18 protein-coding genes are annotated in these 21,055 nt (G+C 72.5%); 5 read left to right on the top strand and 13 right to left on the bottom strand.

Going from position 1 to position 21,055, the window contains the following annotated elements; all coding sequences use genetic code 11:
- Positions 1–133: 133 nt before the first annotated feature.
- From ACOJTC_RS28485 to ACOJTC_RS28460, 6 genes are all read right to left on the bottom strand, one after another.
- A complete protein-coding gene (locus ACOJTC_RS28485; protein WP_420119206.1) occupies positions 134–1,204 on the bottom strand; it encodes a BMP family lipoprotein in 1,071 nt (356 codons plus the stop codon).
- Positions 1,205–1,466: 262 nt separating this feature from the next.
- Positions 1,467–1,808 carry a hypothetical protein gene (locus ACOJTC_RS28480; RefSeq protein ID WP_420119200.1) on the bottom strand — a complete coding sequence of 114 codons (342 nt, stop codon included), beginning with the start codon at positions 1,806–1,808 and terminating at the stop codon, positions 1,467–1,469.
- Positions 1,809–1,904: 96 nt separating this feature from the next.
- The gene (locus ACOJTC_RS28475; protein WP_420119199.1) at positions 1,905–3,761 is read right to left on the bottom strand and encodes a glycoside hydrolase family 13 protein; all 1,857 of its coding nucleotides are present in this window, start codon (positions 3,759–3,761) and stop codon (positions 1,905–1,907) included.
- Between the two features lie 15 nt (positions 3,762–3,776).
- Entirely contained in the window at positions 3,777–4,586 is an 810-nt protein-coding gene (locus ACOJTC_RS28470; protein ID WP_204927529.1) for a sugar ABC transporter permease, read from the bottom strand.
- Positions 4,587–4,735: 149 nt separating this feature from the next.
- A complete protein-coding gene (locus ACOJTC_RS28465; protein WP_420119198.1) occupies positions 4,736–6,373 on the bottom strand; it encodes an ABC transporter permease subunit in 1,638 nt (545 codons plus the stop codon).
- Complete coding sequence (locus ACOJTC_RS28460; protein ID WP_204927417.1) at positions 6,373–7,626, bottom strand: sugar ABC transporter substrate-binding protein; 1,254 nt, start codon at positions 7,624–7,626, stop codon at positions 6,373–6,375. Before ACOJTC_RS28460 ends, ACOJTC_RS28465 begins: the two co-directional genes overlap by 1 nt.
- A 198-nt stretch (positions 7,627–7,824) precedes the next feature.
- On the opposite strand from ACOJTC_RS28460, the gene ACOJTC_RS28455 reads away from it, so the two are divergent.
- A complete protein-coding gene (locus tag ACOJTC_RS28455; protein ID WP_204927416.1) occupies positions 7,825–8,889 on the top strand; it encodes a LacI family DNA-binding transcriptional regulator in 1,065 nt (354 codons plus the stop codon).
- A gap of 229 nt (positions 8,890–9,118) precedes the next feature.
- Positions 9,119–10,753: a glycoside hydrolase family 13 protein gene (locus tag ACOJTC_RS28450; protein WP_420119197.1), complete on the top strand. Its 1,635-nt coding sequence runs from the start codon at positions 9,119–9,121 to the stop codon at positions 10,751–10,753.
- 164 nt (positions 10,754–10,917) lie between these two features.
- Here the strand turns inward: ACOJTC_RS28450 and ACOJTC_RS28445 are convergent, their stop codons facing one another.
- The 6 genes from ACOJTC_RS28445 to ACOJTC_RS28420 form a co-directional block, all read right to left on the bottom strand.
- The gene (locus ACOJTC_RS28445; protein ID WP_420119196.1) at positions 10,918–11,355 is read right to left on the bottom strand and encodes a hypothetical protein; all 438 of its coding nucleotides are present in this window, start codon (positions 11,353–11,355) and stop codon (positions 10,918–10,920) included.
- 191 nt (positions 11,356–11,546) lie between these two features.
- Entirely contained in the window at positions 11,547–11,915 is a 369-nt protein-coding gene (locus tag ACOJTC_RS28440; RefSeq protein ID WP_420119195.1) for a GntR family transcriptional regulator, read from the bottom strand.
- Complete coding sequence (locus tag ACOJTC_RS28435) at positions 11,915–12,826, bottom strand: YihY/virulence factor BrkB family protein (RefSeq protein WP_302746607.1); 912 nt, start codon at positions 12,824–12,826, stop codon at positions 11,915–11,917. Before ACOJTC_RS28435 ends, ACOJTC_RS28440 begins: the two co-directional genes overlap by 1 nt.
- Positions 12,827–12,990: 164 nt before the next feature.
- On the bottom strand, positions 12,991–13,560 hold the full coding sequence (locus tag ACOJTC_RS28430; protein ID WP_377685899.1) for a 2'-5' RNA ligase family protein: 570 nt from the start codon (positions 13,558–13,560) through the stop codon (positions 12,991–12,993).
- Positions 13,561–13,592: 32 nt separating this feature from the next.
- Positions 13,593–14,618 carry a tryptophan--tRNA ligase gene (trpS, locus tag ACOJTC_RS28425; protein WP_204927410.1) on the bottom strand — a complete coding sequence of 342 codons (1,026 nt, stop codon included), beginning with the start codon at positions 14,616–14,618 and terminating at the stop codon, positions 13,593–13,595.
- A 33-nt stretch (positions 14,619–14,651) separates the two neighbouring features.
- On the bottom strand, positions 14,652–15,707 hold the full coding sequence (locus tag ACOJTC_RS28420) for a hemolysin family protein (RefSeq protein ID WP_420119194.1): 1,056 nt from the start codon (positions 15,705–15,707) through the stop codon (positions 14,652–14,654).
- A gap of 228 nt (positions 15,708–15,935) precedes the next feature.
- Here ACOJTC_RS28420 and galE point away from each other — a divergent pair, with 228 nt between their 5' ends.
- A complete protein-coding gene (galE, locus tag ACOJTC_RS28415; protein WP_420119205.1) occupies positions 15,936–16,865 on the top strand; it encodes a UDP-glucose 4-epimerase GalE in 930 nt (309 codons plus the stop codon).
- Positions 16,862–18,028, top strand: a complete 1,167-nt coding sequence (galK, locus tag ACOJTC_RS28410; RefSeq protein ID WP_420119193.1) for a galactokinase — start codon at positions 16,862–16,864, stop codon at positions 18,026–18,028. The genes galE and galK overlap by 4 nt, the downstream gene beginning before the upstream one ends.
- Positions 18,029–18,291: 263 nt before the next feature.
- On the opposite strand, the gene ACOJTC_RS28405 is transcribed toward galK, so the two are convergent.
- Positions 18,292–19,686 (bottom strand): PHB depolymerase family esterase, encoded by a 1,395-nt coding sequence (locus ACOJTC_RS28405; RefSeq protein WP_420119192.1) that lies wholly within the window; start codon positions 19,684–19,686, stop codon positions 18,292–18,294.
- Between the two features lie 206 nt (positions 19,687–19,892).
- Between ACOJTC_RS28405 and ACOJTC_RS28400 the strand changes: the two genes are divergently transcribed.
- Positions 19,893–20,894 carry a LacI family DNA-binding transcriptional regulator gene (locus ACOJTC_RS28400; protein ID WP_232376991.1) on the top strand — a complete coding sequence of 334 codons (1,002 nt, stop codon included), beginning with the start codon at positions 19,893–19,895 and terminating at the stop codon, positions 20,892–20,894.
- The last annotated feature ends 161 nt before the right edge of the window (positions 20,895–21,055 follow it).

Below are 21,055 nucleotides of genomic sequence, written 5' to 3'. Positions count from 1 at the left end.
CCGGCCGACCGGTGCGCGGACCGGCCGCCCCGACGCCGTGGGTTGCCCACGTACGCCGGGACGGCCGGTCGTCATGCCTGGTGCCCGCCGGCCGCCGCTGCCGATGATCCCATCGTGGCGGCCGACGCGGCGGTCACTTGGTCGGCTGGGCCTTCGAGGTGACCGTGATGGTGCCGGCGGCGATGTCCGCCTTGAGCTTCTCGACCTCGGCCTTGAGGTCCGCCGGGACCTTGCTGTCGAAGTCGTGGTACGGGGCGATCGAGACACCGTTGTTGGCGAGGTTGCCGACGAAGCCCGGGGTGGCGGCGAGCTTCTCGCCACCGGCGGCCTTGAGCACGGCGTCCTTGACGGCGTCCGGGATGTTCTTGACCACGGTGGTCAGCAGCGCCGCGCAGTCCGGGGTGCTCTCGCAGCCGTCGACGTCGACCCAGACGACCGAGTACTTGCCGCCCGACGCCTTCGCCGCGGCGGTGGTGCCGAGGCCCGCGCCACCGGCGACCGGCATGACGATGTCCGCGCCCTGGGCGACCAGCGCGTCGGAGACCTTCTTGCCCTCGTCCTGCTTGGCGAAGTCGTTGGTGAAGGAACCCTTCTGGGTCGCCTTGTCCCAGCCGAGCACCTGGACGTTCTTGCTCTTGGTCTTGTTGTAGTGCGCCACGCCGTCGGCGAAGCCGTCCATGAAGATGGTCACCGGCGGGATCGGCAGGCCACCGTAGGTGCCGACCTTGCCGCTCTTGGTCATCCCGGCGGCCAGGTAGCCGGCCTGGAAGGCGGCCTGGGCGGTGTCGAACTGCATCGGGTAGACGTTCGCCGTGGCCGGGTTCGCGTCCACGATGCCGAACTGCTGGTTCGGGTTCGCGGCGGCGATCTTCTTGGTGGCGTCCTGCATCAGGCCACCGACGGCCAGGATGAAGTCGCACTTCTGGTTGACGTACCCGGTCAGGTTGACCTCGTAGTCCGCCTCGGCCTTCGACGCGACGTACTTGATGTCGATGTTGTCGTTGGCCTTCTTGGCCTCCTCCAGGCCCTTCCAGGCGGAGGTGTTGAACGACTTGTCGTCGATGCCGCCGACGTCGGTCACCATGCAGGCGCTGTACTTCTTGTCGCCGCTGCCACCGGCGTTGTTGTCGTCGTCCGGCGCCTCACCACACGCGGCAGCACCCAGCACGAGCCCACCCGCCGCGATGGCAGAGGCGATCCGCATCCCACGCACAGAGCGCAAGACGTCTCCTTCCATTGCACACCGCCTCGTGCGGTGGCAGCCCTTGAACCGACGAGCGTTGTGCCGCCGGCATCCCACGTTACGGACGGGAGCGTAGCCCGACGTCCACCCACCGGCCGCCAATCGTGCACGACTGTTGAACGCTCGTTATCCCGGCGTAACCCTCGGGTGGGGCACATCACTCAGCATGCCGGTTCCGGCGGGCCGGGTGCGGCGAACGTCCCGTTCCCGGCGACCCCGACGGCTACCGCCAGAACACCGCCACAGCGGCCGTGACCAGGGTCAACCCGATGATCGCCAGGAAATGGCCACGGGCCACCTGCGCCCGCTTCCGGGAGAAGAAGACCATGACGAAGATGAGCAGGGCCAGCACCAACTTGGTAACAAGCTTGGCGGGGGCCGGCTCGTCGCCGTCGCGCAGCGGCGCGGACAGGCCCACGCCGGTCAGCAACTGGATCACCGAGCCCCAGAGCATGGCCGCGTTGATCCGCAGCCGGCCGCTGACGTACTGGGCGACGGCGCCGCCGAGCAGCAGCGCGAACCCGATCAGATGGACGTAGAGAAGGATCAGTCGGAGAGCTTCCACGCCGGCCATCCTCCCCCATCAACGACAGTTTGTAGTAGGTGGCCCGCCGGCTGAGTTCAATCCGTGATCTCGCCGCCCCCGCCGACGGGCCGCCCGTCAGAGCCGCCAGACCTGGAAGGTCGGGCCGTCACCGGGCAGGGTGATCCCGCCGTCGGGGGCGGGCCGCAGCGCCGGGGCACCCCCGTGGAGGTTCTCCCCCGCCGGGCCGGAACCGGCGTTCCCGGTGGCCGGCAGGCCGGTCAGCCGCACCGGCGTGCCGGCCGCCCGGCGGGCCAGCACCAGCACCGTGCCGGTGGTCGCTTCACGCAGGAAGACAAGCGTGTCGGCGTCGGCGTACACCCAGCGCAGGCCGCCGTGCCGCAGCTCCGGGGTGTCCCGACGCAGCGCCAGCAGCGCCCGGTACGCGGCGAAGGTGCCGGCGTCCCGGCGCTCCGGCCGGTGCCACGGCATCGGGGTGCGGGAGCCCTCGCCGTTGCCGCCGGTCAGCCCCCACTCGTCACCGGCGAAGACCACCGGGGTGCCGGGCAGCGTGGCGAGCAGGCCGGCGGCCACCTCCTGCCGGGCGGCGTCGCCGACCACCGTGCGGATGCGGGCCGAGTCGTGCGAGCCGAGCAGCTGCCACGAGTGGACGTACGACCGCCAGGAGATCAGCGACCGGAAGCTGTTCATGGTGGCGAGCACCGCGTGCGCGTCCCGCCGCCGCACCCCGCCCGGCGTGCCGAGGAAGTTCGGCAGCGGCGCGTGGTCCCCGGGCCCGGTGCGCAGCCAGGACCAGACCGGGTCGGTGAAGCCGACGTAGTTCATCGTGCCGTGCCAGCCGTCGCGGTCCAGGTCACCGGTGTGGTCGTGGCCGTGCTCGGCGAGCAGCAGCCCGTCGGCCCGGGTCTGCGCGACCACCTCGCGCAGCAGCCGTGCCACCTCGTGGGTGTACGCGTCCGCGCCCCGCCGCCCGGTCATGTTGGCCACGTCGACCCGCCAGCCGTCCAGCCCGTACGGCGGGCGCAGCCAGCGGCGCAGCAGCGAGTCCGGGTCGGTGGCGAAACGGCGGCGCAACTCGGCGCTGCCCCAGTTCAGCTTCGGCAGCGACCGCACCCCGTTCCACGACTCGTACGTCGGCTCCCCGCCGCCGGTGGGCACGTCGAAGTAGTACATCTCCCGCTCGGGGGCGTGGACGTCGGCTAGGGCGCGGGTGAACCACTCGTGCGCGTCTCCGGTGTGGTTGCTGGTGATGTCGCCGATCAGCCGCCAGCCCCGGGCCCGGACGGCGTCGGCCAGCCGGACCAGGGCCGCGTCGCCGCCGAGCAACGGGTCGACGGTGTCGAAGCCGGCGGCGTCGTAGCGGTGGTTGGAGCGGGCCGGGAAGATCGGCGTCAGGTAGACGGTGTTGACGCCGAGCCGGTCCAGGTGGTCGAGGCGTTCGGTGATGCCGTCGAGGTCGCCGCCGTAGAACTGGCGGGGGGTCTGCGGGCCGTACCCGATGACCGGGGTGTCCCAGTCGCACGGGACCGCCCAGTCCGGCGGGGTGCGCCCGTCGGCGGCGGCGGACCGGGCGAACCGGTCGGGGAAGATCTGGTAGACCAGCGCGTCCCGCGCCCAGGCTGGCGGCGGGGCGTGGCTGACCAGCCTGAAGTCGCCGTGGTCGGGCACGTCGTGGTCGACCGTGCCGGCGGCGTTGAGCCAGCGGTAGCCGGTCGTCCCGGTGAGCATGAACCGGTAGTTGCTGACCGGGTTGCGGACCTCGACGTCGGCCCGCCACCACACGTCGTGGCCGTCCCGGCGGTCGACGGTGGCCTCGACGAAACGCGGCTCACCGTCGCCGGTGGTCCGCACGTGCACCTGCCGGACGTCGGTGCCCTCGGGCACCCGGACGAAGACCGGCACGGTCTGACCGAGGGTGGGTTCCTGCTCGGGTACGTAGAGTTCTGAGCCGTCGTGGTGCGGCGACAGGGACATGGGGTGCCTTCCGATTCATCCCTTGACGGCCCCGGCGGTGAGGCCGGAGACGATGTAGCGCTGGAGGAGCTGGAAGACCAGCACGGTGGGGATCGCGGTGAGCAGGGTGCCCGCCGCGAAGATGCCGAAGTTGTTGTTCCGCTCCCCCGCCACCAGGCCGAACATGCCGACCGCGAGGGTCTTGGACCCGGTGTCGGTGAGGAACACGTTGGCGATCATGAACTCGTTGATCGTGCCGATGAACGACAGCAGCGCGGTGACCGCCAGGATCGGCGCCACCAGCGGCAGCATGATCCGGAAGAAGACCTGCGCGTGGCTGGCGCCGTCCATCGTGGCCGACTCGTCCAGCTCGCGGGGCAGGGTGTCGAAGAACCCCTTCATCAGCCAGGTGTTCATGCCCAGCGCGCCGCCCATGTAGAGCAGGAACAGGCCCCACGGGGTGTTGAAGCCGATCGACGGCCACAGGTCGGTGACCCGGGTGAAGATCAGGAAGATCGCCACGATCGCCAGGAACTGCGGGAACATCTGGATCAGCAGCAGCGTCAGCAGCCCGAACCGCCGCCCGGCGAAGCGCATCCGGGAGAACGCGTACGCCGCCAGCGAGGACAGGAAGATCGACGCGAAGCTCGCCCCGCCCGCGACGAGCAGCGAGTTGAGGAACCAGCGGCCGAACTCCGTACGCTCGAACAGGTCGCCGAAGTTCGACAGCGACGCCCCGGTGGGCAGCAGCTCGGTCGACGAGAGGGTGCCGAGCGGGTTGAGCGCGGCGGAGAGCACGAACAGGATCGGGAAGAGGCTGAACGCCACCGCCAGCACGCCGACCACGTGCCGCCAGCCGACCTGGGTGAACCACCGGCCAGGACGCCGGCCACCGCGTACCGCGGCACCCGGCCGACCGGCACGCGGGCCGGCGGCATCCGATCCGACGACGGGTGCGGCGGGGGTCGCCGGCCCGGCGGTGTGGGGACGGGTCGTCACGAGTAGACCTCCTCCTGCCGGCGGGTGCGCCGGAAGCTGACCGCCGAGACCGTGGCCACGATCGCGAAGATGAAGATCGACACCGCGGCGGCCAGGCCGAACTCGGCGCCCTGCGCGCCGAAGGCCAGCCGGTAGGTGTACGTGATCAGCAGGTCGGTGGCCCCGTTGGTCGGGTTGTCCGGCGCGAACGGGCCACCCTCGGTGGTCAACCAGATCGCGTTGATGTTGTTGAAGTTGTACGCGAACGACGCGATCAGCAGCGGCGAGAGCGCGACCAGCAGCAGCGGCAGGGTGACCGCCCGGAACGACTGCCAGGGCGACGCGCCGTCGACCGAGGTGGCCTCGGTCAGCTCCTTGGGGATCGCCTGGAGCGCGCCCGTGGTCACCAGGAACATGTACGGGTACCCGAGCCAGAGCTGCACCAGCAGCACCGCCAGCCGGGCCGACCAGGCCTCGCCGAACCAGTCGACGCCGAGCCCGAACAGGTTGTTGACCAGGCCGAAGTCGGTGTTGAACATGTCCCGCCAGACCAGCAGCATCGCGAACGACGGCATCGCGTACGGCAGGATCAGGAAGACCCGGTAGAGGTTGGTACCCCGCATCCGGGGCGAGTGCAGGGCCAGCGCGATCGCCATGCCGAGTCCGAAGGTGAACCCGGTGGAGCCGATCGCGAAGGCGAAGTTCCACAGCAGGGTGCCGAAGAACGGGCCGGAGATGTTCGGGTCGGTGAGCACCCGGGCGAAGTTCTTCAACCCCACCCCGACCTGCCAGCCCTGGGCGAGCCGTTCGCCGTCGGCGGCGACGAAGGAGCCGGTGTCCGGGTCGGCCGTCCAGGTCCTGCCGGTCTCGCCGTCGGTGACGCAGTCGCAGCCCCGGTCGTACGCCCGGACGGCCCTGCCCTCGTAGGCACGGGACAGGCCGTTGGAGCGCACCGCGCCCCCGGAGGTCGGCACCACCAGGGCGGTGATCTCCTCGCTGCGGACGCTGGCCTGGCCGACGTTGAGCACGGTGTAGCCCTTGGCGGCGGTGACCCTGCCGCTGCCGGCGACGGTCACGTCGGCGGCGTCCAGCGGGCGTAGCCCGTCGGCGTTCCCGGCGGAGACCCGGCCGGTCGCCGGGTCGGTGAGCAGGAAGATCAGCGGCCCGGTGGCCGGGTCGCCGGTGGTGGCGATGGCGAGGGCGTACTCGGCGGAGCCAGGGACCTGCTTGACCGAGGAGGTCTCGATGGCGACGATCGCGTCGTCCTTGGAGCCCCGGTGGCCGTCGCCGAAGTTGGTGAACGCGGTGCTCGCGGTGTAGAGCACCGGGAAGACCTGGAAGGCGATCAGGAAGATCGTTCCTGGCACCAGGTACTTGGCCGGGATGTGCCGGCGGGTGAGGTAGAGGTAGCCCAGGCCGGCGGTGGTGGCCACCAGGATGGCGAGACCGACCCAGAACCGGGCGGCGACGAGCGGGAAGGCCGCCCAGATCGCGATCCCGGCCACCAGGCCGAGCAGGACCACCTTGACGACGAGACCGGTCGCGGTGATCGGCGCGTGGGAGCGCGCGGTACGGGAGGATTCCGGGGGCCCGGAACGCGCAGGCCCCCGGCCCGGGGCCTGCGGGGCAGGTCCCGGGCCGGACAGCGTGCTCATTACTTGATCTGACCCGAGATCGTCTTGCCGGCGGCGGTGACGGTCTTCGCCGGGTCGGCCCCACCGATGACGGCCGCTTCCGCCTTGCCGAACGGGTCCCAGATCGCGGCCATGGCCGGGATCGCCGGCAGCACCTGCCCGCCCTTGCCCGCCTCGGAGAACTTGGCCAGGTCCGGGTCGGCACCCTTGACCTGGTCAAACGCGGCGGTCAACGCCGGCGGGCGGGGCTCGGCCTGGTAGAGCGCCACGGCCAGCTCGGGGGTGGTGACGTAGTTGGTGACGAACTCCTGGGCCAGCGCCTTGTTCTTGCCCTTGGCGGCGACGTAGAACGCCTGGACGCCGACGAACGGCTGGGCCTGCTTGCCACCGGCGAAGCCGGGGACCGGGGAGATGTCGTAGGAGATACCTGCCTTCTTGGCGTCGGCGATCGCCCACGGGCCGGAGACCAGGAAGGCACACTTCTTACCGGTGAAGGTGGCGATCGAGTTCTCGCCGGTGATGGAGCGCTTGAGCGCGCCGTCGCCCTTCTCGCCGAGCTTGCCGATCTTCTTGAACGCCTCGATCGACTCCGGCTTGCCCACGCCCAGGTCCTTCGGGTCGTAGTCGCCGTTGGCGGCGGTGCCGAAGAGGTAGCCGCCGGCCGAGGTGTACAGCGGGTAGATGTGGTACGCGTCGCCGTTCTGTCCGGACTGGAGGCAGAGGATCTCGCTGGCCTTCTTGTCGGCCTTGAGCTTCTTGCCGGTGGCGACCAGGTCCTCGATCGTCTTGGGCGCCTCGGGGGCCAGCGCGGTGTTGCGGATCAACGCGACGTTCTCGGTGGCGTAGGGGACACCGTAGAGCTGCCCGTTGAAGGTGACCGCCTTGATCGCGGTCTCGTTGAAGCCGGACTTCTGCTCGGCGGCGAGCTGCACCGGGTCGATGGCCCCGTTCTGCACGAGGTTGCCGATCCAGTCGTGCGCGCCGACCACCACGTCCGGGCCGCTGCCCTGCTGGGAGGCGGTGACGAAGTTGGTCTGGAGGTCCTTGGAGACGGCCTGCACCTCGACGGTGACGCCGTTGTCCTGGCCGAACTTCTCGGCGAACGGCTTGAGCGCCGCGGTCCGCTTGTCGTCCGCCCAGATGACGAGCTTGCCGCTCGCGGCCGGGGAGGTGGCCTTGGCGGCCGGTTCGTCCTTGCTGTTGTCGCCGCCGCAGCCCGAGGCGGCGAGCGCCAGGCCGAGAACGGTGACCACACCCGCGGTACGGATGCGCATCGGTACTCCTGTCGTCATGACGGGTCGCCGGGGGACGGGCGACCACACCGGGGAAACACTGAAAGTTCTTGCCAACCGACGCCGGGAAGGCCGCGTCGCTGCTGTCACGTGTTGCCGGGACGTTAGCAAGAGGTTGCATGCAATGGAAGGGCTTGCAGAGGCGTACGCAAGAACTTGCCCGTGAGCTAGAGTGCCGCCATGCGCGCTCGACTGTCCGACATCGCCCAACAGGCCGAAGTCAGCGAGGCCACGGTGTCGCGGGTGCTCAACGACCGCCCCGGTGTGGCCCCCGAGACCCGACAGGCGGTACTGACCGCCCTCGACGTGCTCGGCTACGAGCGTCCGGCCCGGCTGCGCAAGCGCAGCGCCGGCCTGGTCGGGCTGGTGGTGCCGGAGCTGGACAATCCCATCTTCCCGGCGTTCGCCCAGGTCATCGAGTCGACGCTGGCACAGAGCGGGTTCACCCCGGTGCTGTGCACCCAGACCCCGGGCGGGGTCACCGAGGACGAGTACGTGGAGATGCTGCTCGACCGGCAGGTCTCCGGCATCGTCTTCGTCTCCGGCCTGCACGCCGACACGGCCGCCAACCACGACCGGTACCGCGCGCTGATCGCCCGGCCGCTGCCGGTCGTCATGATCAACGGGTACGCCCCCGGCATCGCCGCGCCCTTCGTCTCCTGCGACGACCGGGAGGCCACCGAGCTGGCCGTGGCGCACCTGGTCGCGCTCGGGCACCGGCGGATCGGCCTGATCACCGGGCCGGACCGGTTCGTGCCGGTGCAGCGTCGGGTGGCCGGCTTCCGGGCCGCGATGACCCGGCTCGGCACCACCGGCGGCGACCTGGACGCGCTCGCCGAGCTGTCGCTGTTCGGCGTCGAGGGCGGCGAGGCCGCCGCCGGCCGGCTGATCGGGCGTGGGGTCACCGGGATCGTCTGCGGCTCCGACCTGATGGCGCTCGGCGCGGTCCGGGCCGCCCGGCAGCGCGGCATGTCCGTGCCGGGCGACCTGTCGGTGGTCGGCTACGACGACTCGCCGCTGATGGCCTTCACCGACCCGCCGCTGACCACCATGCGGCAGCCGGTGGCCGCGATGGCGGTGGCCGCGGTCCGGGCCCTGGTCGACGAGATCAACGGGCACGCCGCGCCGCACTCGGAGTACCTGTTCCGCCCGGAGCTGGTGGTACGCGGATCGACCGCGGTCGTCCGACCGGCGGACGCCGGCCGGCAGCGCCCGGTGCCGCCCGCCCTCGCCGTCCCCGCCTGACACCCCCGCCACCTCCCGGGCCGCGCCGGCCCGTCGACCGGGTCCACCTCCCGGTGGACGGGACGCGCCCACGAACGACCTGCCCTGGCCACCGGTGACGGACGTCATTTCTTGCGCAAGGCATGCTTGACTCTTGCAGCATCTGGCCGGCATTCTCTCCACACACCCGCGTCGTCACCCACCGCCGCGCGGGTGCCGCCGTCCCGCCACAGAACGGGGATCTCCGCCGATGACCGCCACCGACCCCACGCCGCTGGCCTCCGACGACGACTGGTGGCGCGCCGCGGTCGTCTACCAGGTGTACGTCCGCAGCTTCGCCGACTCCGACGGTGACGGCGTCGGCGACCTCGGGGGCATCCGGCAGCGGCTGCCCTACCTGCGCGACCTCGGGGTGGACGCGCTCTGGCTCACCCCGTTCTACACCTCGCCGCAGATCGACGCCGGCTACGACGTGGCCGACTACCGCGACGTCGACCCGCTCTTCGGCGACCTCGCCGACTTCGACGCCATGATCACCGACGCGCACGCGCTGGGCCTGCGGATCATCGTGGACCTGGTGCCCAACCACACCTCCAGCGCACACCCCTGGTTCACCGCCGCCCTCGCCGCCGGCCCCGGCTCCCCCGAGCGGGAGCGTTACCTGTTCGCCGACGGCCAGGGCGTCGACGGCGAACTGCCCCCCAACGACTGGGAGAGCATCTTCGGCGGCCCCGCCTGGACCCGGCTGCCGGACGGCCAGTGGTACCTGCACCTGTTCGACCCGGCCCAACCCGACCTGAACTGGCGGCACCCGCAGGTGCGTGCCGAGTTCGAAGACGTCCTCCGCTTCTGGCTCGACCGGGGGGTCGACGGGTTCCGCATCGACGTGGCCCACGGCATGATCAAGGCCGAGGGGCTGCCGGACGTCGGCTTCAGCTCGATGACCACCGGCCGCCGCCAGTCGGAGCTGCTCGGCAAGGGCCGGCTGCCCTACTTCGACCAGGACGAGGTGCACGACATCTACCGCGCCTGGCGACCCATCCTGGACAGCTACCCCGGCGGCCGGATGGCGGTGGCCGAGGCGTGGGCAGAGACCCCGCAGCGGCTCGCCCGCTACATCGGCCCGGACGAGCTGCACCAGGCGTTCAGCTTCGACTTCCTCGACGCCACCTGGTCGGCTGACTCGTTCCGCAAGGTGATCGACACCGCGCTGGCCGAGGCGACGATCGTCGGCGCGCCGACCACCTGGGTGCTGTCCAACCACGACCGGCAACGGCACGTCACCCGGTACGGCGACGGCGAGGTCGGCCTGCGCCGGGCCCGCGCCGCCGCCCTGCTGATGCTGGCCCTGCCCGGCTCCACCTACCTCTACCAGGGCGAGGAACTGGGCCTGCCGGAGGTGCTGGACCTGCCCGACGCGCTCCGGCAGGACCCGGCGTTCCTGCGGACCGGGGAGAGCCGGGACGGCTGCCGGGTGCCGATCCCGTGGGGCGGTGAGCTGCCCCCGTACGGCTTCGGGCCGCAGGGCGGCGAACTGAGCTGGCTGCCGGCCCCGGCCACCTGGCGGGCCCTCTCGGTGGCCGCCCAGACCGGAACGCCCGGCTCGACGCTGGAGCTGTACCGGGCCGCGCTGCGGGTCCGGCGCACGCACCCGGCGCTGTCGGCCACCGCCGGCCCGGTGCTCTGGCAGCAGACCGAGCCGGGGGTGCTGGCGTTCCGCCGCGACGGCGACGCCGCCGCGCTGACCTGCGTGGTCAACCTCAGCGGCGCCCCGGTCCGGATCGACGGGTACGGCCGTCCCCTGGTGGCCAGCGCCGACCTCACCGAGCAGGACGCCGGACACGTCCTGCCGGTGGACGCAGCCGCGTGGTTCGAACGGCGCTGAGCCGGGTAACCCGCCTTTGACCTGGTCGTCCGTTGTGCCCCGCGCCGACGGGCGACTGGGGCTGCCGACCCCTTGTGGTGGGGGGTGAAGGTGGCACCGGCGTCCCGGGAAGTCCGCTTCCCGGGACGCCGGTGCACCACCGCGTACCGGCGTCGCCCGACCCGTCACCGCCCGCGCAGCAGCCCCGCGATCCGCCCGAAGCCCGCCCGCACCTGTGCCTCGGTCGGCACGGGCGGCGGCTGCGGCCGGTCGGCCCCGACGGCGGCCTCGTCCTCATGCTCGTCGAGGACGTCGTCGAAGTCCCCGTAGAGGTCGGCCGCCTCGATCCGGGCCTCCTCGTCGGCGGCGGCGAGCTGCGACGCGGCGATCTCGCCCCGGATCTCCTCGGCCGACAGCGCCGGCACCAGCGGCTCGACCACCGCCATGAACCGTTCGTCGGCCACCACCGCCTCGGCCAGGGCCAGCGCGTGCGGTCGCTCGTACGGGCCGCAGACCACGGGTTCCCACTCGGCCGGATCGGCGAGCGGGCCGAACGTGATGATCCAGGGCAGGGTGAGCAGCGGCGAGTCGTCCGGCAGGTCCAGCGTCACGAGTGCGCCCACCGGCTCATCATGGTCGTTCAGGCCGGCGCGACGGGCGGCATTTGCCCCATTCATCTTTTCCGGCGACTGTCGGCATCCCGCTTTCCTCCCCGGACCGGTCCTGCCGTCAGCCGGCCCGACCGTCGTCCCGGCCGTGGTCCCGGCCCCGGCCGGCCGGGGCCGGCACCGGGCCGGGCGGCGACGGTGCGGGCTCAGGCCGGGGGTGACCCGCCCAGGGCGGCGCGGACCAGGGCCAACGCGCGGTCCGGCGGCACGCCCAGCCGGGTCGCCTCCTCGGCGTAGCGGGCCGCCGCCCGCTGCAACCGGTCGACCGCGTCGTCCCGGCCCGGGGCGACGAAGCTGCCGTGCCGGCCCCGGGTCTGCACCAGCCCGGCCGACTCCAGCTCCCGGTAGGCGCGGGCCACCGTGTTCACCGCCAACCCCAGCTCGGCGGCGAACTGCCGGACCGGGGCAAGCCGGGTACCGACCGCCAGCCGGCCGTCGCCGATCATCGCGGCGAGCTGCGCCCGCACCTGCTCGTACGGGGGCACCGGGGAGCCCGGATCGATCTCGACAGACATCAGCCCGCCCCTCCCGGCGTACCCGGATCGGTCTCGGTGTCGACGTCGGCCTCGACGTTGACCTGCCGCATCACCGCCCCCTCCGACAGGTCGACCACCCGGCCGTGCCGGCTGGTGGCGGCCAGCGCCGCACCGAAGAGCACCAACTGGTTGAGCAGGTAGAGGTAGAGCAGCACGGCCACCGCACCGGCCACCACGGCGTACGCCGGGTTGCGCTCGGTCCGCACGATGTAGAACCGGCCGACCGTGTTGAGCAGGGTGATCCCGACCGCGACCAGCAACACCACCGGGCGCAGCCGGCGGCGGCTCATCCGCAGCCGGGGCACCGCCACCAGCAGCGCCGTCGCCAGCACCGCGTTGACCAGCACGCTGAGGACCGCGCTGATGGTGGTCAGCCCCACCGAACCGGTGGCCCGCAGCAGGAACCGCAGCACCGACTCCAGTGCGTCCACCGCCGCCACCGAGATGCCCAGCATGACGAAGACCAGCAGCAGCACACCCAGGTCCACCAGCCGGCGGACCACCAGGTTGCCCGGCTGCTGGTTGAAGCCGTACATCAGCCGCTGCGACGACCGGATCGCCTCCACCCAGCCGATCCCGGTGAAGAACAGGATGACCAGGCCCACCACGCCTACCGCGTTGCTGCTCTCGGCGATCTGCTGCGGGTCGAGGAAGGGCAGGTTGTCCCGCAGGAACTCCGCCACCGCGTCGGAGACCTCGTCGTTGTCCTCCAGGATCGCCCCGAAGACCGAGTAGGCGACCAGGGCGAGGGCGAACACGGCGAAGAACCCGTAGTAGGCGATGGCGGCGGCCAACCGACCGCCCAGCACCTCGCCGTAGAGGTCCACCGCCCGCCAGAGGTGGTCGAGCCGGGGCCACCGGTGCCGGGCCACGGTGAACCGGCGGTCGATGCCGGCCGTCCACCGGCCCCACGCGTCCACCACGTCATCCTCGCCGATCTGTCGTCACCGGTGCCGGCCAACCGGCGGTCGGCGGGAGCGGGTGCCGGCCACCAGCGTGCCACCGGCGGGCGAGGTGCCGCGCCGGGGGCCCCTCCGACCGGCCACGGGACGGGTCAGCCGCCGAGCCGGAAGTCCCGGCGCGGCTGCCACCGGGTCGCGCCGCTGTGCGAGAAGAGGGTGAAGCCCTCCACCTCGAACATCGCCGAGAAGTCGGCGAGATCCTCGTACGCCCGGTCCAGCGCCTCCGGGGCGACGTCCTGCGCCACGGTGACGTGCGGGTGGTACGGGAAGCGCAGCTCCCGGTGCAGGTGCGGGGCGGCGCTGATGGCGGCGGCGAGCAGCTCGCACTCGCTGATCCCGGCCGCGACGGCGACGAAGACCACCTGGGTCACCGGCCGGAACGTGCCGGTGCCCCGCAGGTGCAGGGTGAACGGCAGGTGGGCGGTGGCCACCTGCGCCAGGTGCGCCTCGACCGACTCCAGCGCGGCCAGGGGGATCTCGGTCGGGCCGAGCAGGGTCACGTGCGCGGGGACGACCTGCGGGTCACCCGTCTGCATCCGGCGTCGGGTCAGCAGCCCACCCCACGGCTCCGGGATGTCCACCGCGATCCCGATCTGGATGGTGTCGCCGGCCACCGGTATCCCGTCGCTGCGATCCACGCTCCGCGCCACCCCTCCGGCCATCGTCTCGACCCGTACCGCCGACCCGCCCACCGTTACGCCACGGGGGCCGACGCCAGGAACCCGACCCGCTCGTACGCTGTGCGCAGCGTCGGCACGGTCACCGCACGGGCCTTCTCCACCCCGACGGCGAGCAGCTTGTCGAGCTGCGCGGGGTCGTCGAGGTAGGCCCGGGTGCGTTCCTGGATCGGGGTGACGAACTCGCGGACCACCTCGCCCAGCTCCTTCTTGAGATCGCCGTAGCCCCGGCCCGCGTACGCCGCCACCAGGTCGTCGATGCTCCGGCCGGACAGGGCGGAGTGGATGGTGAGCAGGTTGGACACCCCGGGCTTGGTCTCGGTGTCGAAGACGATCTCCCGGCCGGTGTCGGTGACCGCCGAGCGGATCTTCTTGGCCGAGCGGGCCGGGTCCTCCAGCAGGTCGATGATGCCGGTCGGGGAGGACGACGACTTCGACATCTTCGCCGTCGGCTCCTGGAGGTCGGTGATCTTGGCAGTGTCCTTCACGATGTGCGGGGCGGGCACCGTGAAGGTCGGCCCGAACAGCGAGTTGAACCGCTGGGCCAGATCCCGGGAGAGCTCCAGGTGCTGCCGCTGGTCCTCGCCGACCGGCACCGCGTCGGCCTGGTAGAGCAGGATGTCGGCGGCCTGGAGGATCGGGTACGTGAACAGGCCGACGCTGGAGCGGTCGCTGCCCTGCTTCTGCGACTTGTCCTTGAACTGGGTCATCCGGCTCGCCTCACCGAACCCGGTGATGCAGCCCAGCACCCACGCCAACTGCGCGTGCTCGGGCACCTGCGACTGGACGAACAGGGCGCTGCGCTCCGGGTCGATGCCGACCGCGAGGAGCTGCGCGGCGGCCACCCGGGTGCGCTGGCGCAGCACCGCCGGATCGTGCCCGGCGGTGATCGCGTGCAGGTCGACCACGCAGTAGAACGCCTCGTGGGTGTCCTGCAACGCCACCCAGTGCCGCACCGCGCCCAGGTAGTTGCCGAGGTGGAACGAGTCGGCCGTCGGCTGGATGCCGGAGAAGACGCGGGGGCGGGCGGGAGCGTCGGACATGCCGGCAATTCTGTCAGCAACCCCCGGCGTCCGTCATGACGGGCCGGCGGGTCGACTCGCCGCCGGTTGCGCCGGGGCGGTGACCTCGCGTACCGACACCCGCGCGGCGTCCACCGGTGCCGCGGCAGCGGCGGCCTCCCGGCGAGGCTCCGGCAGGCGGGCGGCGGACACCGCGACCCGGGACACCCGACGCCCGTCGAGGGCGAGCACCCGCAGCAGCCACCCCTCAGCCGGGGACGGTTCGTCTCCCGGGGTGACCGGCACCTCGTCGCCGGCCACCGGGAGCCGGCCGAGCGCCGCCATCACGTACCCACCGACCGTCTCGTACGGGCCGGCGGGCAGCGGCACCCCGGTCCGCTCGGCGAAGTCGGCCAGGTTGAGCCGGCCGTCGACCACGGCGGGCAGGCCGGCCGACGCCGGCTCGGGTGGGCCGGCATACTCGTCGTGGATCTCCCCGACCAGTTCCTCGATCAGGTCCTCGCAGGTCACGATGCCGGCGGTGCCGCCGTACTCGTCGACCACCACGGCGAGGTGGTGGCCCTCGCGGCGCATCTCGGTCAGCGCGGCGAGCACCCGCTTGCTGCCGGGCAGCCGCTTGACCTCCCGGCTCAGCCGGCCCACCGTGGTCGCCGGGTCCAGGTCGGGGCGGAGCAGCACGTCCCGCAGGTGGACGAAGCCGACCACGTCGTCGTGGGTGCCGTCGACCACCGGGTACCGGGTGTGCGGGTCGATCCGGACCAGGCGTTCGGCCTCGGCGAGGGTCAGCCCGGCGGCGAGGAAGACCACCTCGGTGCGGGGCATCATCACCTCGCGCACCAGGCTGGCCCCGGCGACCAGCACCTCGTCGATGATCCGCCGTTCGTCCGGGTCGAGGACGGTGTTCGCGGCGACCAGGTCGCGCAGCTCGTGCTCGCTGATCCGTTCCCGGCCGGCGGCCGGGCTGGCGCCGAGCAGGTCGGTGACGAGCCGGGTCGCGCCGTCGGCGGCCCGGACGACCAGCCGCGCGACACTACGGGCCACCGGCCCGGGTACGCGTCGGCTCCGCCCCGGCGCGCGTCTCCGGGGCCCGGGACCACACGCTTCCCGCATGGAAGTGATGGTAGGGCCGGCGGACCCGGCCGGTGGGCAATGTGCGGATCTGTTCAATCATGACGGTTCATGATGGAATAAGGGTGACCCCACGACGCACAGCGCGGCGACAGCACCCGGCCGTAGGGTGATCACGAACGGCCGCAGCGGGCGCGGCCAGGCAGGAGGACCGACGTGAAACTGCTCGTCACCGGCGGTGCCGGGTACATCGGCAGCGTGGTGACCCGGATGCTGCTCGACGCCGGCCACCGGGTGACCGTCCTGGACGACCTGCGTACCGGGCACCGGGCGGCGCTGGCCCCCGACGCCACCCACGTCGAGCTGCCCGTGCACGAGGCCGCCCGGGTGCTCACCCCCGACGCCGGCTTCGACGGGGTGCTGCACTTCGCCGCGCTGATCGCCGCCGGCGAGTCGATGGTCCACCCCGAGCGGTACTGGCACGCCAACACGGTCAGCTCGATCGCGCTGATCGACGCCGTCCGGGCCGCCCGGGTGCCGCGCCTGGTCTTCTCCTCCACCGCCGCCGTCTACGGCAACCCGGTCGAGCTGCCGATCCCGGAGACCGCCGTCAAGGCCCCCACCAACACGTACGGCGCCACCAAGCTCGCCGTCGACTTGGTGCTCACCTCCGAGGCGACCGCACACGACCTCGCCGCCGTGTCGCTGCGCTACTTCAACGTCGCCGGGGCCTACCTGCGCGACGGCCTCGCCATCGGCGAACGGCACGACCCGGAGACCCACCTCATCCCCATCGCCCTCGACGTCGCCGCCGGCCGCCGGGAGAAACTCCAACTCTTCGGCGACGACTACCCCACCGTCGACGGCACCTGCGTACGCGACTACATCCACGTGGAGGACCTGGCCCGCGCCCACCTGCTGGCGCTCACCGCCGCCGTGCCCGGCCGGCACCGCATCTACAACCTCGGCAACGGCAGCGGCTTCACCAACCGGCAGGTCGTCGACGTGGTCCGCGAGGTCACCGGGCACCCGGTGCCGGTCGAGACCGCCCCCCGCCGCGAGGGCGACCCGGCCGAACTCGTCGCCTCCTCGGCGCTGGCCCGCCAGGAACTCGGCTGGGTGCCCGAGAAACCCACCCTCACCGACATGGTCGGCGACGCCTGGGCGTTCTACCGCGCGCACGTGCTGGAGCGGTCGTGACGGGCCGCCCGGACGTCGCCGACCGCGCCACCGCCGGCTTCTCCTGCGGGTACGACGCGACGCCCGCCGGACGCTGGGCGGCACCCGGGCGGGTCAACCTCATCGGCGAGCACACCGACTACAACGACGGATTCGTGCTCCCCTTCGCCCTGCCGCTGCGTACCGTGGTCGCCGCCGACCCGCAGCCCGGCGAACGCTGGACGGCCCGCTCGGAGATCGCCGACCGGCCCGTCGACTTCGGGGCCGCCGAGGCCGACTCCCCCGGCCGGGTCACCGGCTGGGGCGGCTACGTCGCCGGAGTGGTCTGGGCCCTGCGCGAGGCCGGGTACGCCGTCCCCGGCGCCCGGCTGGCCATCGCCTCGGACGTGCCGCTCGGCTCCGGGCTCTCCTCGTCGGCGGCCCTGGAGGCGGCGGTGCTCGCCGCCCTGGCCGACCTGGGCGGGCTGGACCTGCCCGCCGAGCGCCGGCCCCGACTGGCCCAACGCGCCGAGAACGGCTACGTCGGTGCGCCGACAGGCATCATGGACCAGTCGGCGGTGATCCGCTGCCGCGCCGGCCACGCCCTGTTCCTCGACTGCCGGGACGAATCCGTCGACCACGTCCCGTTCGACCTCGACGCCGCCGGCCTGGCCATCCTGGTGATCGACAGTCGTGCGCCGCACCGGCACGCCGACGGCGAGTACGCCTCCCGCCGCGCCGCCTGCGAACGGGCCGCCGACCTGCTCGGCGTGCCCGCCCTGCGCGACGTGCCGGTCGCCGACCTCGACGCCGCGCTGGCGCGGCTGCCCGACGACGAGACCCGGCGCCGGGTCCGGCACGTGGTCACCGAGAACCAGCGGGTGCTCGACACCGTCGCCCTGCTGCGCGCCGGCCGGGTCGCCGAGATCGGGCCGCTGCTGACCGCGTCGCACGCCTCCATGCGGGACGACTTCGCGATCACCGTCCCCGAGGTCGACACCGCCGTCGAGGCGGCGCTCGCGGCCGGCGCGCTGGGTGCCCGGATGACCGGCGGCGGCTTCGGCGGCTGCGTCCTCGCCCTGGTCGAGGCGGCGGCTGCGGAACCGGTGGCGGCAGCCGTCCGGACCGCCTACGCCGAACGCGGCTGCGCCGCCCCCGCCCCCCTCAGCGCGCGCCCCGCCCCCGGTGCCCCCCGCCTCCCCTGACCCGCCTCACCCCGGCCTACCCCGCTCACGCCCCGGGTCCGGCCTGCCCCGGTCCGGCCTGCCCGGGTCCCGCTCCTGCGCCCGGTGATCAAGAGGTTTGCGTCAATCCGCCAGCGAAACCTGACGCAAACCTCTTGATCACCGAGCAACAGCCGGGCGGCCGGGCGAGTGGGCGTGCTGGGTGGCGGTGATCAAGAGCTTTGCGTCATCCGGATCGGCTCTCGTGACGCCAATCTCTTGATCACCGCCGGTGGCGGCGCCGGTCAGACGACCGCGCAGGGGGAGCCGTTGAGGGTGAAGAAGGCCGGTTTCGCGGTGTTGCCGGTGTGGTTGGCCTGGAAGCCGATGCTGACCGAGCCGCCCGGCGGGATCGAGGCGTTGTAGGAGACGTTGCTGGCGGTGACCGCTCCGCTGGTCGGCGAGTAGGTCGCGTTCCAGCCGCTGGTGATGGTCTGCCCGGCGGGGAGGGTGAACGCCAGGTTCCAGCCGTTGATCCCGGTGTCCCTGAGGGTGGTGATCGTGATCGCGGTGGTCAGGCCGGTGTTCCAGGCGTTCACGGTGTAGGCGATCCGGCACTCGGCCCCCGGACCCGGCGTGGTCGGCGTGGGCGGGAACGGCGTCGGCGGCGTGGTCGTCGGCGTCGGCGGCGTGGTCGTGGGTGGCGGCGGCGTGGTGGTCGGCGGCGGCGTGGTCGTGGGCGGCGGCGCAGTGGTGGTCGGCGGCGGGGTGGTGGTCGGCGGGGCGTCCAGGCCGAAGAAGCGGATCGCCTGGGCGGCGTCGACCGGCAGGTTGTGCGTGACGCCCTGCATGCTGATCGCCTCGACCGGCGCGGTGCCGCCGCTACCGCCGTACCGGGTGCGGGTGTAGCCGGCCTGCGGGGTGTCGGTGAACGTCGGCGTCTGGCTCAGCCCCTGGACGTTCGTCCACTGCTTGACCTCCTCGCCGAAGTTCGGGTAACGCAGCGTCTCGTCGTTGGTGCCGTGCCACAACTGCATCCGGGGCCGTTTGCCGGTGTACCCCGGGTAGGCGTTGCGGACCAGGTCGCCCCACTGCTGCGCGGTCTTGGTGACCTGCCCGTTGGCGCACTGGCTGTTCCACTCCGAGCCGTCGGTGGTGGCGAAGCAGCCGAACGGCACCCCGGCGAAGGCCGCGCCCGCCGCGAACACGTCCGGATAGTCGCCGAGCAGCACGTTGGTCATCATCGCCCCGGACGAGGTGCCGGTGGCGAAGATCCGGTTCGGGTCGACGGCGTACCGGGACCGGACGTAGTCGACCATCGACTTGATGCCCACCGGGTCGCTGCCCCCGTCGCGGCGCAGCGCCTGCGGGGAGGAGACGTCGAAGCACTTGCTGCTGCGGGTCACCGACGGGTAGATGACGATGTAGCCGTACCGGTCGGCCAGGGCGGCGTACTGGGTGCCGGAGTAGAACGCGGGGCCGCTGCCGGTGCAGTAGTGCACCGCCACCAGCAGGCCCGGACGGGCCGCCACGGTGTTCGGCACGTACAGGTACATCTGCAGGTTGCTCGGGTTGGCCCCGAAGTTGGTCACCTGGGTCAGCGTCGCCGCCGAGGCGGGGGTGGGGGCGGCGATCGCGGCCAACGCGGTGAGCGCGGCGGCGACCAGGGCGGTACCGAACAGTTTGATCCTGGATCTCATGGGACGGTTCCTCCGGAGGCTCGCGGACGTGCGGCTGCGCCGATCGAGGCTGCCCGGCGCTCGATCATGTCCGGCTCAGGAACATCCATGAGTATCGTTAGCCTGTCCCCGGCTTGGCAAGGTGGCCCGTGCCACCGGAACTTCCGGTCCCCGGGCAGCGTGGACACCGGCGTCCGGCGGGGCCGGCCCGGTGGATAATGACCCCCATGCGTGGTCCTGCGATGACGGACGTCGCCCGCCTCGCGGGAGTCTCCCACCAGACGGTCTCCCGGGTGCTCAACGACCACCCGAACGTGCGGGAACAGACCCGGGTCCGGGTCCGCGCGGCGATCGCCGAGCTGGGCTACCGGCCGAACCGCGCGGCGCGGGCACTGGTCACGGGCCGCTCCCAGCTGATCGGGGTGGTCGCCCAGAACAGCACCCTCTACGGGCCGGCGTCACTGCTGGCCGCCCTGGAGCAGGCCGCCGCGTCGGCGGGGTTCGCGGTCAGCGTGGGCAGCGTCAGCACCCTCGACCGGCGGTCCATCTCCGCCGCCGTGGAGCGGCACCTCGACCACCGGGTCGCCGGCATCGTGGTGATCGCTCCGGTGGCCTCCGCCGACGAGGCGCTCGACCACCTGCCGCACGGCGTGCCGCTGGTCACCGTCGACGGAGATCCGGCCCGGGAGGCGGCGCTGGTCACCGTCGACCAGGCGGCCGGGGCCGGGCTGGCCACCCGGCACCTGCTGGACGCCGGGCACCGCACGGTGTGGCACGTCTCCGGCCCGGCGGACTGGTTCGACAGCGCCGGGCGGGTCGAGGGCTGGCGATCGGCGCTGCGGGCTGCCGGCGCGGAGGTGCCGCCGGTGCTGTCGGCCGACTGGAGCGCCGCGTCCGGCTACCGCTGCGGGCAGATGCTGGCCCGGATGCCGGAGGTGACGGCGATCTTCGCCGCCAACGACCACCTCGCGCTCGGGGTGCTGCGGGCGTTGAGCGAACGCGGGCGTCGGGTGCCGGAGGAGATCAGCGTGGTCGGCTTCGACGACGTGCCGGAGGCGGCGTACTTCATCCCGCCGTTGACCACCGTGCGGCCCGACTTCGACGCGGTGGCCCGCGCCGGCCTGGCGATGCTGCTGCGGCAGATCGAGGCCGGCCCGGGGGTGGTGGAGCGGCACACCATCGCCCCGACCCTGGTCCACCGGGCCAGCGTCGCCGCCCCACCCACCTGACCCCGTCGCCCCACCCCACCCATCCGCCCCGGAACGGTCCGGCTTCCCACTGCTCGACGGGCGAGAGCTGGCACGCGACCTCACGCATCCGTGCCGGATCGGCTTCCGGATCCCCCGCTCCGACCCAGCTCCAGCCGTCGGTCGCGTCGGGACCCGCATCG

It is taken from the genome of Micromonospora sp., from assembly GCF_048594385.1.
Lineage (GTDB): Bacteria > Actinomycetota > Actinomycetes > Mycobacteriales > Micromonosporaceae > Micromonospora > Micromonospora wenchangensis.
Note: the sequence above shows the minus strand (reverse complement) of the source record. Positions and strands in the feature narration are given on the sequence as shown.

What these genes read in the sequence shown, in the direction of transcription:
- ACOJTC_RS28485 (WP_420119206.1), bottom strand. Translation starts at nt 1,204, where the DNA reads ATGCGGATCGCCTCTGCCATCGCGGCGGGTGGGCTCGTGCTGGGTGCT.
- ACOJTC_RS28475 (WP_420119199.1), bottom strand. Translation starts at nt 3,761, where the DNA reads ATGTCCCTGTCGCCGCACCACGACGGCTCAGAACTCTACGTACCCGAG.
- ACOJTC_RS28465 (WP_420119198.1), bottom strand. Translation starts at nt 6,373, where the DNA reads ATGAGCACGCTGTCCGGCCCGGGACCTGCCCCGCAGGCCCCGGGCCGG.
- ACOJTC_RS28460 (WP_204927417.1), bottom strand. Translation starts at nt 7,626, where the DNA reads ATGCGCATCCGTACCGCGGGTGTGGTCACCGTTCTCGGCCTGGCGCTC.
- ACOJTC_RS28455 (WP_204927416.1), top strand. Translation starts at nt 7,825, where the DNA reads ATGCGCGCTCGACTGTCCGACATCGCCCAACAGGCCGAAGTCAGCGAG.
- ACOJTC_RS28450 (WP_420119197.1), top strand. Translation starts at nt 9,119, where the DNA reads ATGACCGCCACCGACCCCACGCCGCTGGCCTCCGACGACGACTGGTGG.
- ACOJTC_RS28440 (WP_420119195.1), bottom strand. Translation starts at nt 11,915, where the DNA reads ATGTCTGTCGAGATCGATCCGGGCTCCCCGGTGCCCCCGTACGAGCAG.
- ACOJTC_RS28430 (WP_377685899.1), bottom strand. Translation starts at nt 13,560, where the DNA reads ATGGCCGGAGGGGTGGCGCGGAGCGTGGATCGCAGCGACGGGATACCG.
- trpS (WP_204927410.1), bottom strand. Translation starts at nt 14,618, where the DNA reads ATGTCCGACGCTCCCGCCCGCCCCCGCGTCTTCTCCGGCATCCAGCCG.
- ACOJTC_RS28420 (WP_420119194.1), bottom strand. Translation starts at nt 15,707, where the DNA reads ATGCGGGAAGCGTGTGGTCCCGGGCCCCGGAGACGCGCGCCGGGGCGG.
- galE (WP_420119205.1), top strand. Translation starts at nt 15,936, where the DNA reads ATGCTGCTCGACGCCGGCCACCGGGTGACCGTCCTGGACGACCTGCGT.
- ACOJTC_RS28405 (WP_420119192.1), bottom strand. Translation starts at nt 19,686, where the DNA reads ATGAGATCCAGGATCAAACTGTTCGGTACCGCCCTGGTCGCCGCCGCG.
- ACOJTC_RS28400 (WP_232376991.1), top strand. Translation starts at nt 19,893, where the DNA reads ATGCGTGGTCCTGCGATGACGGACGTCGCCCGCCTCGCGGGAGTCTCC.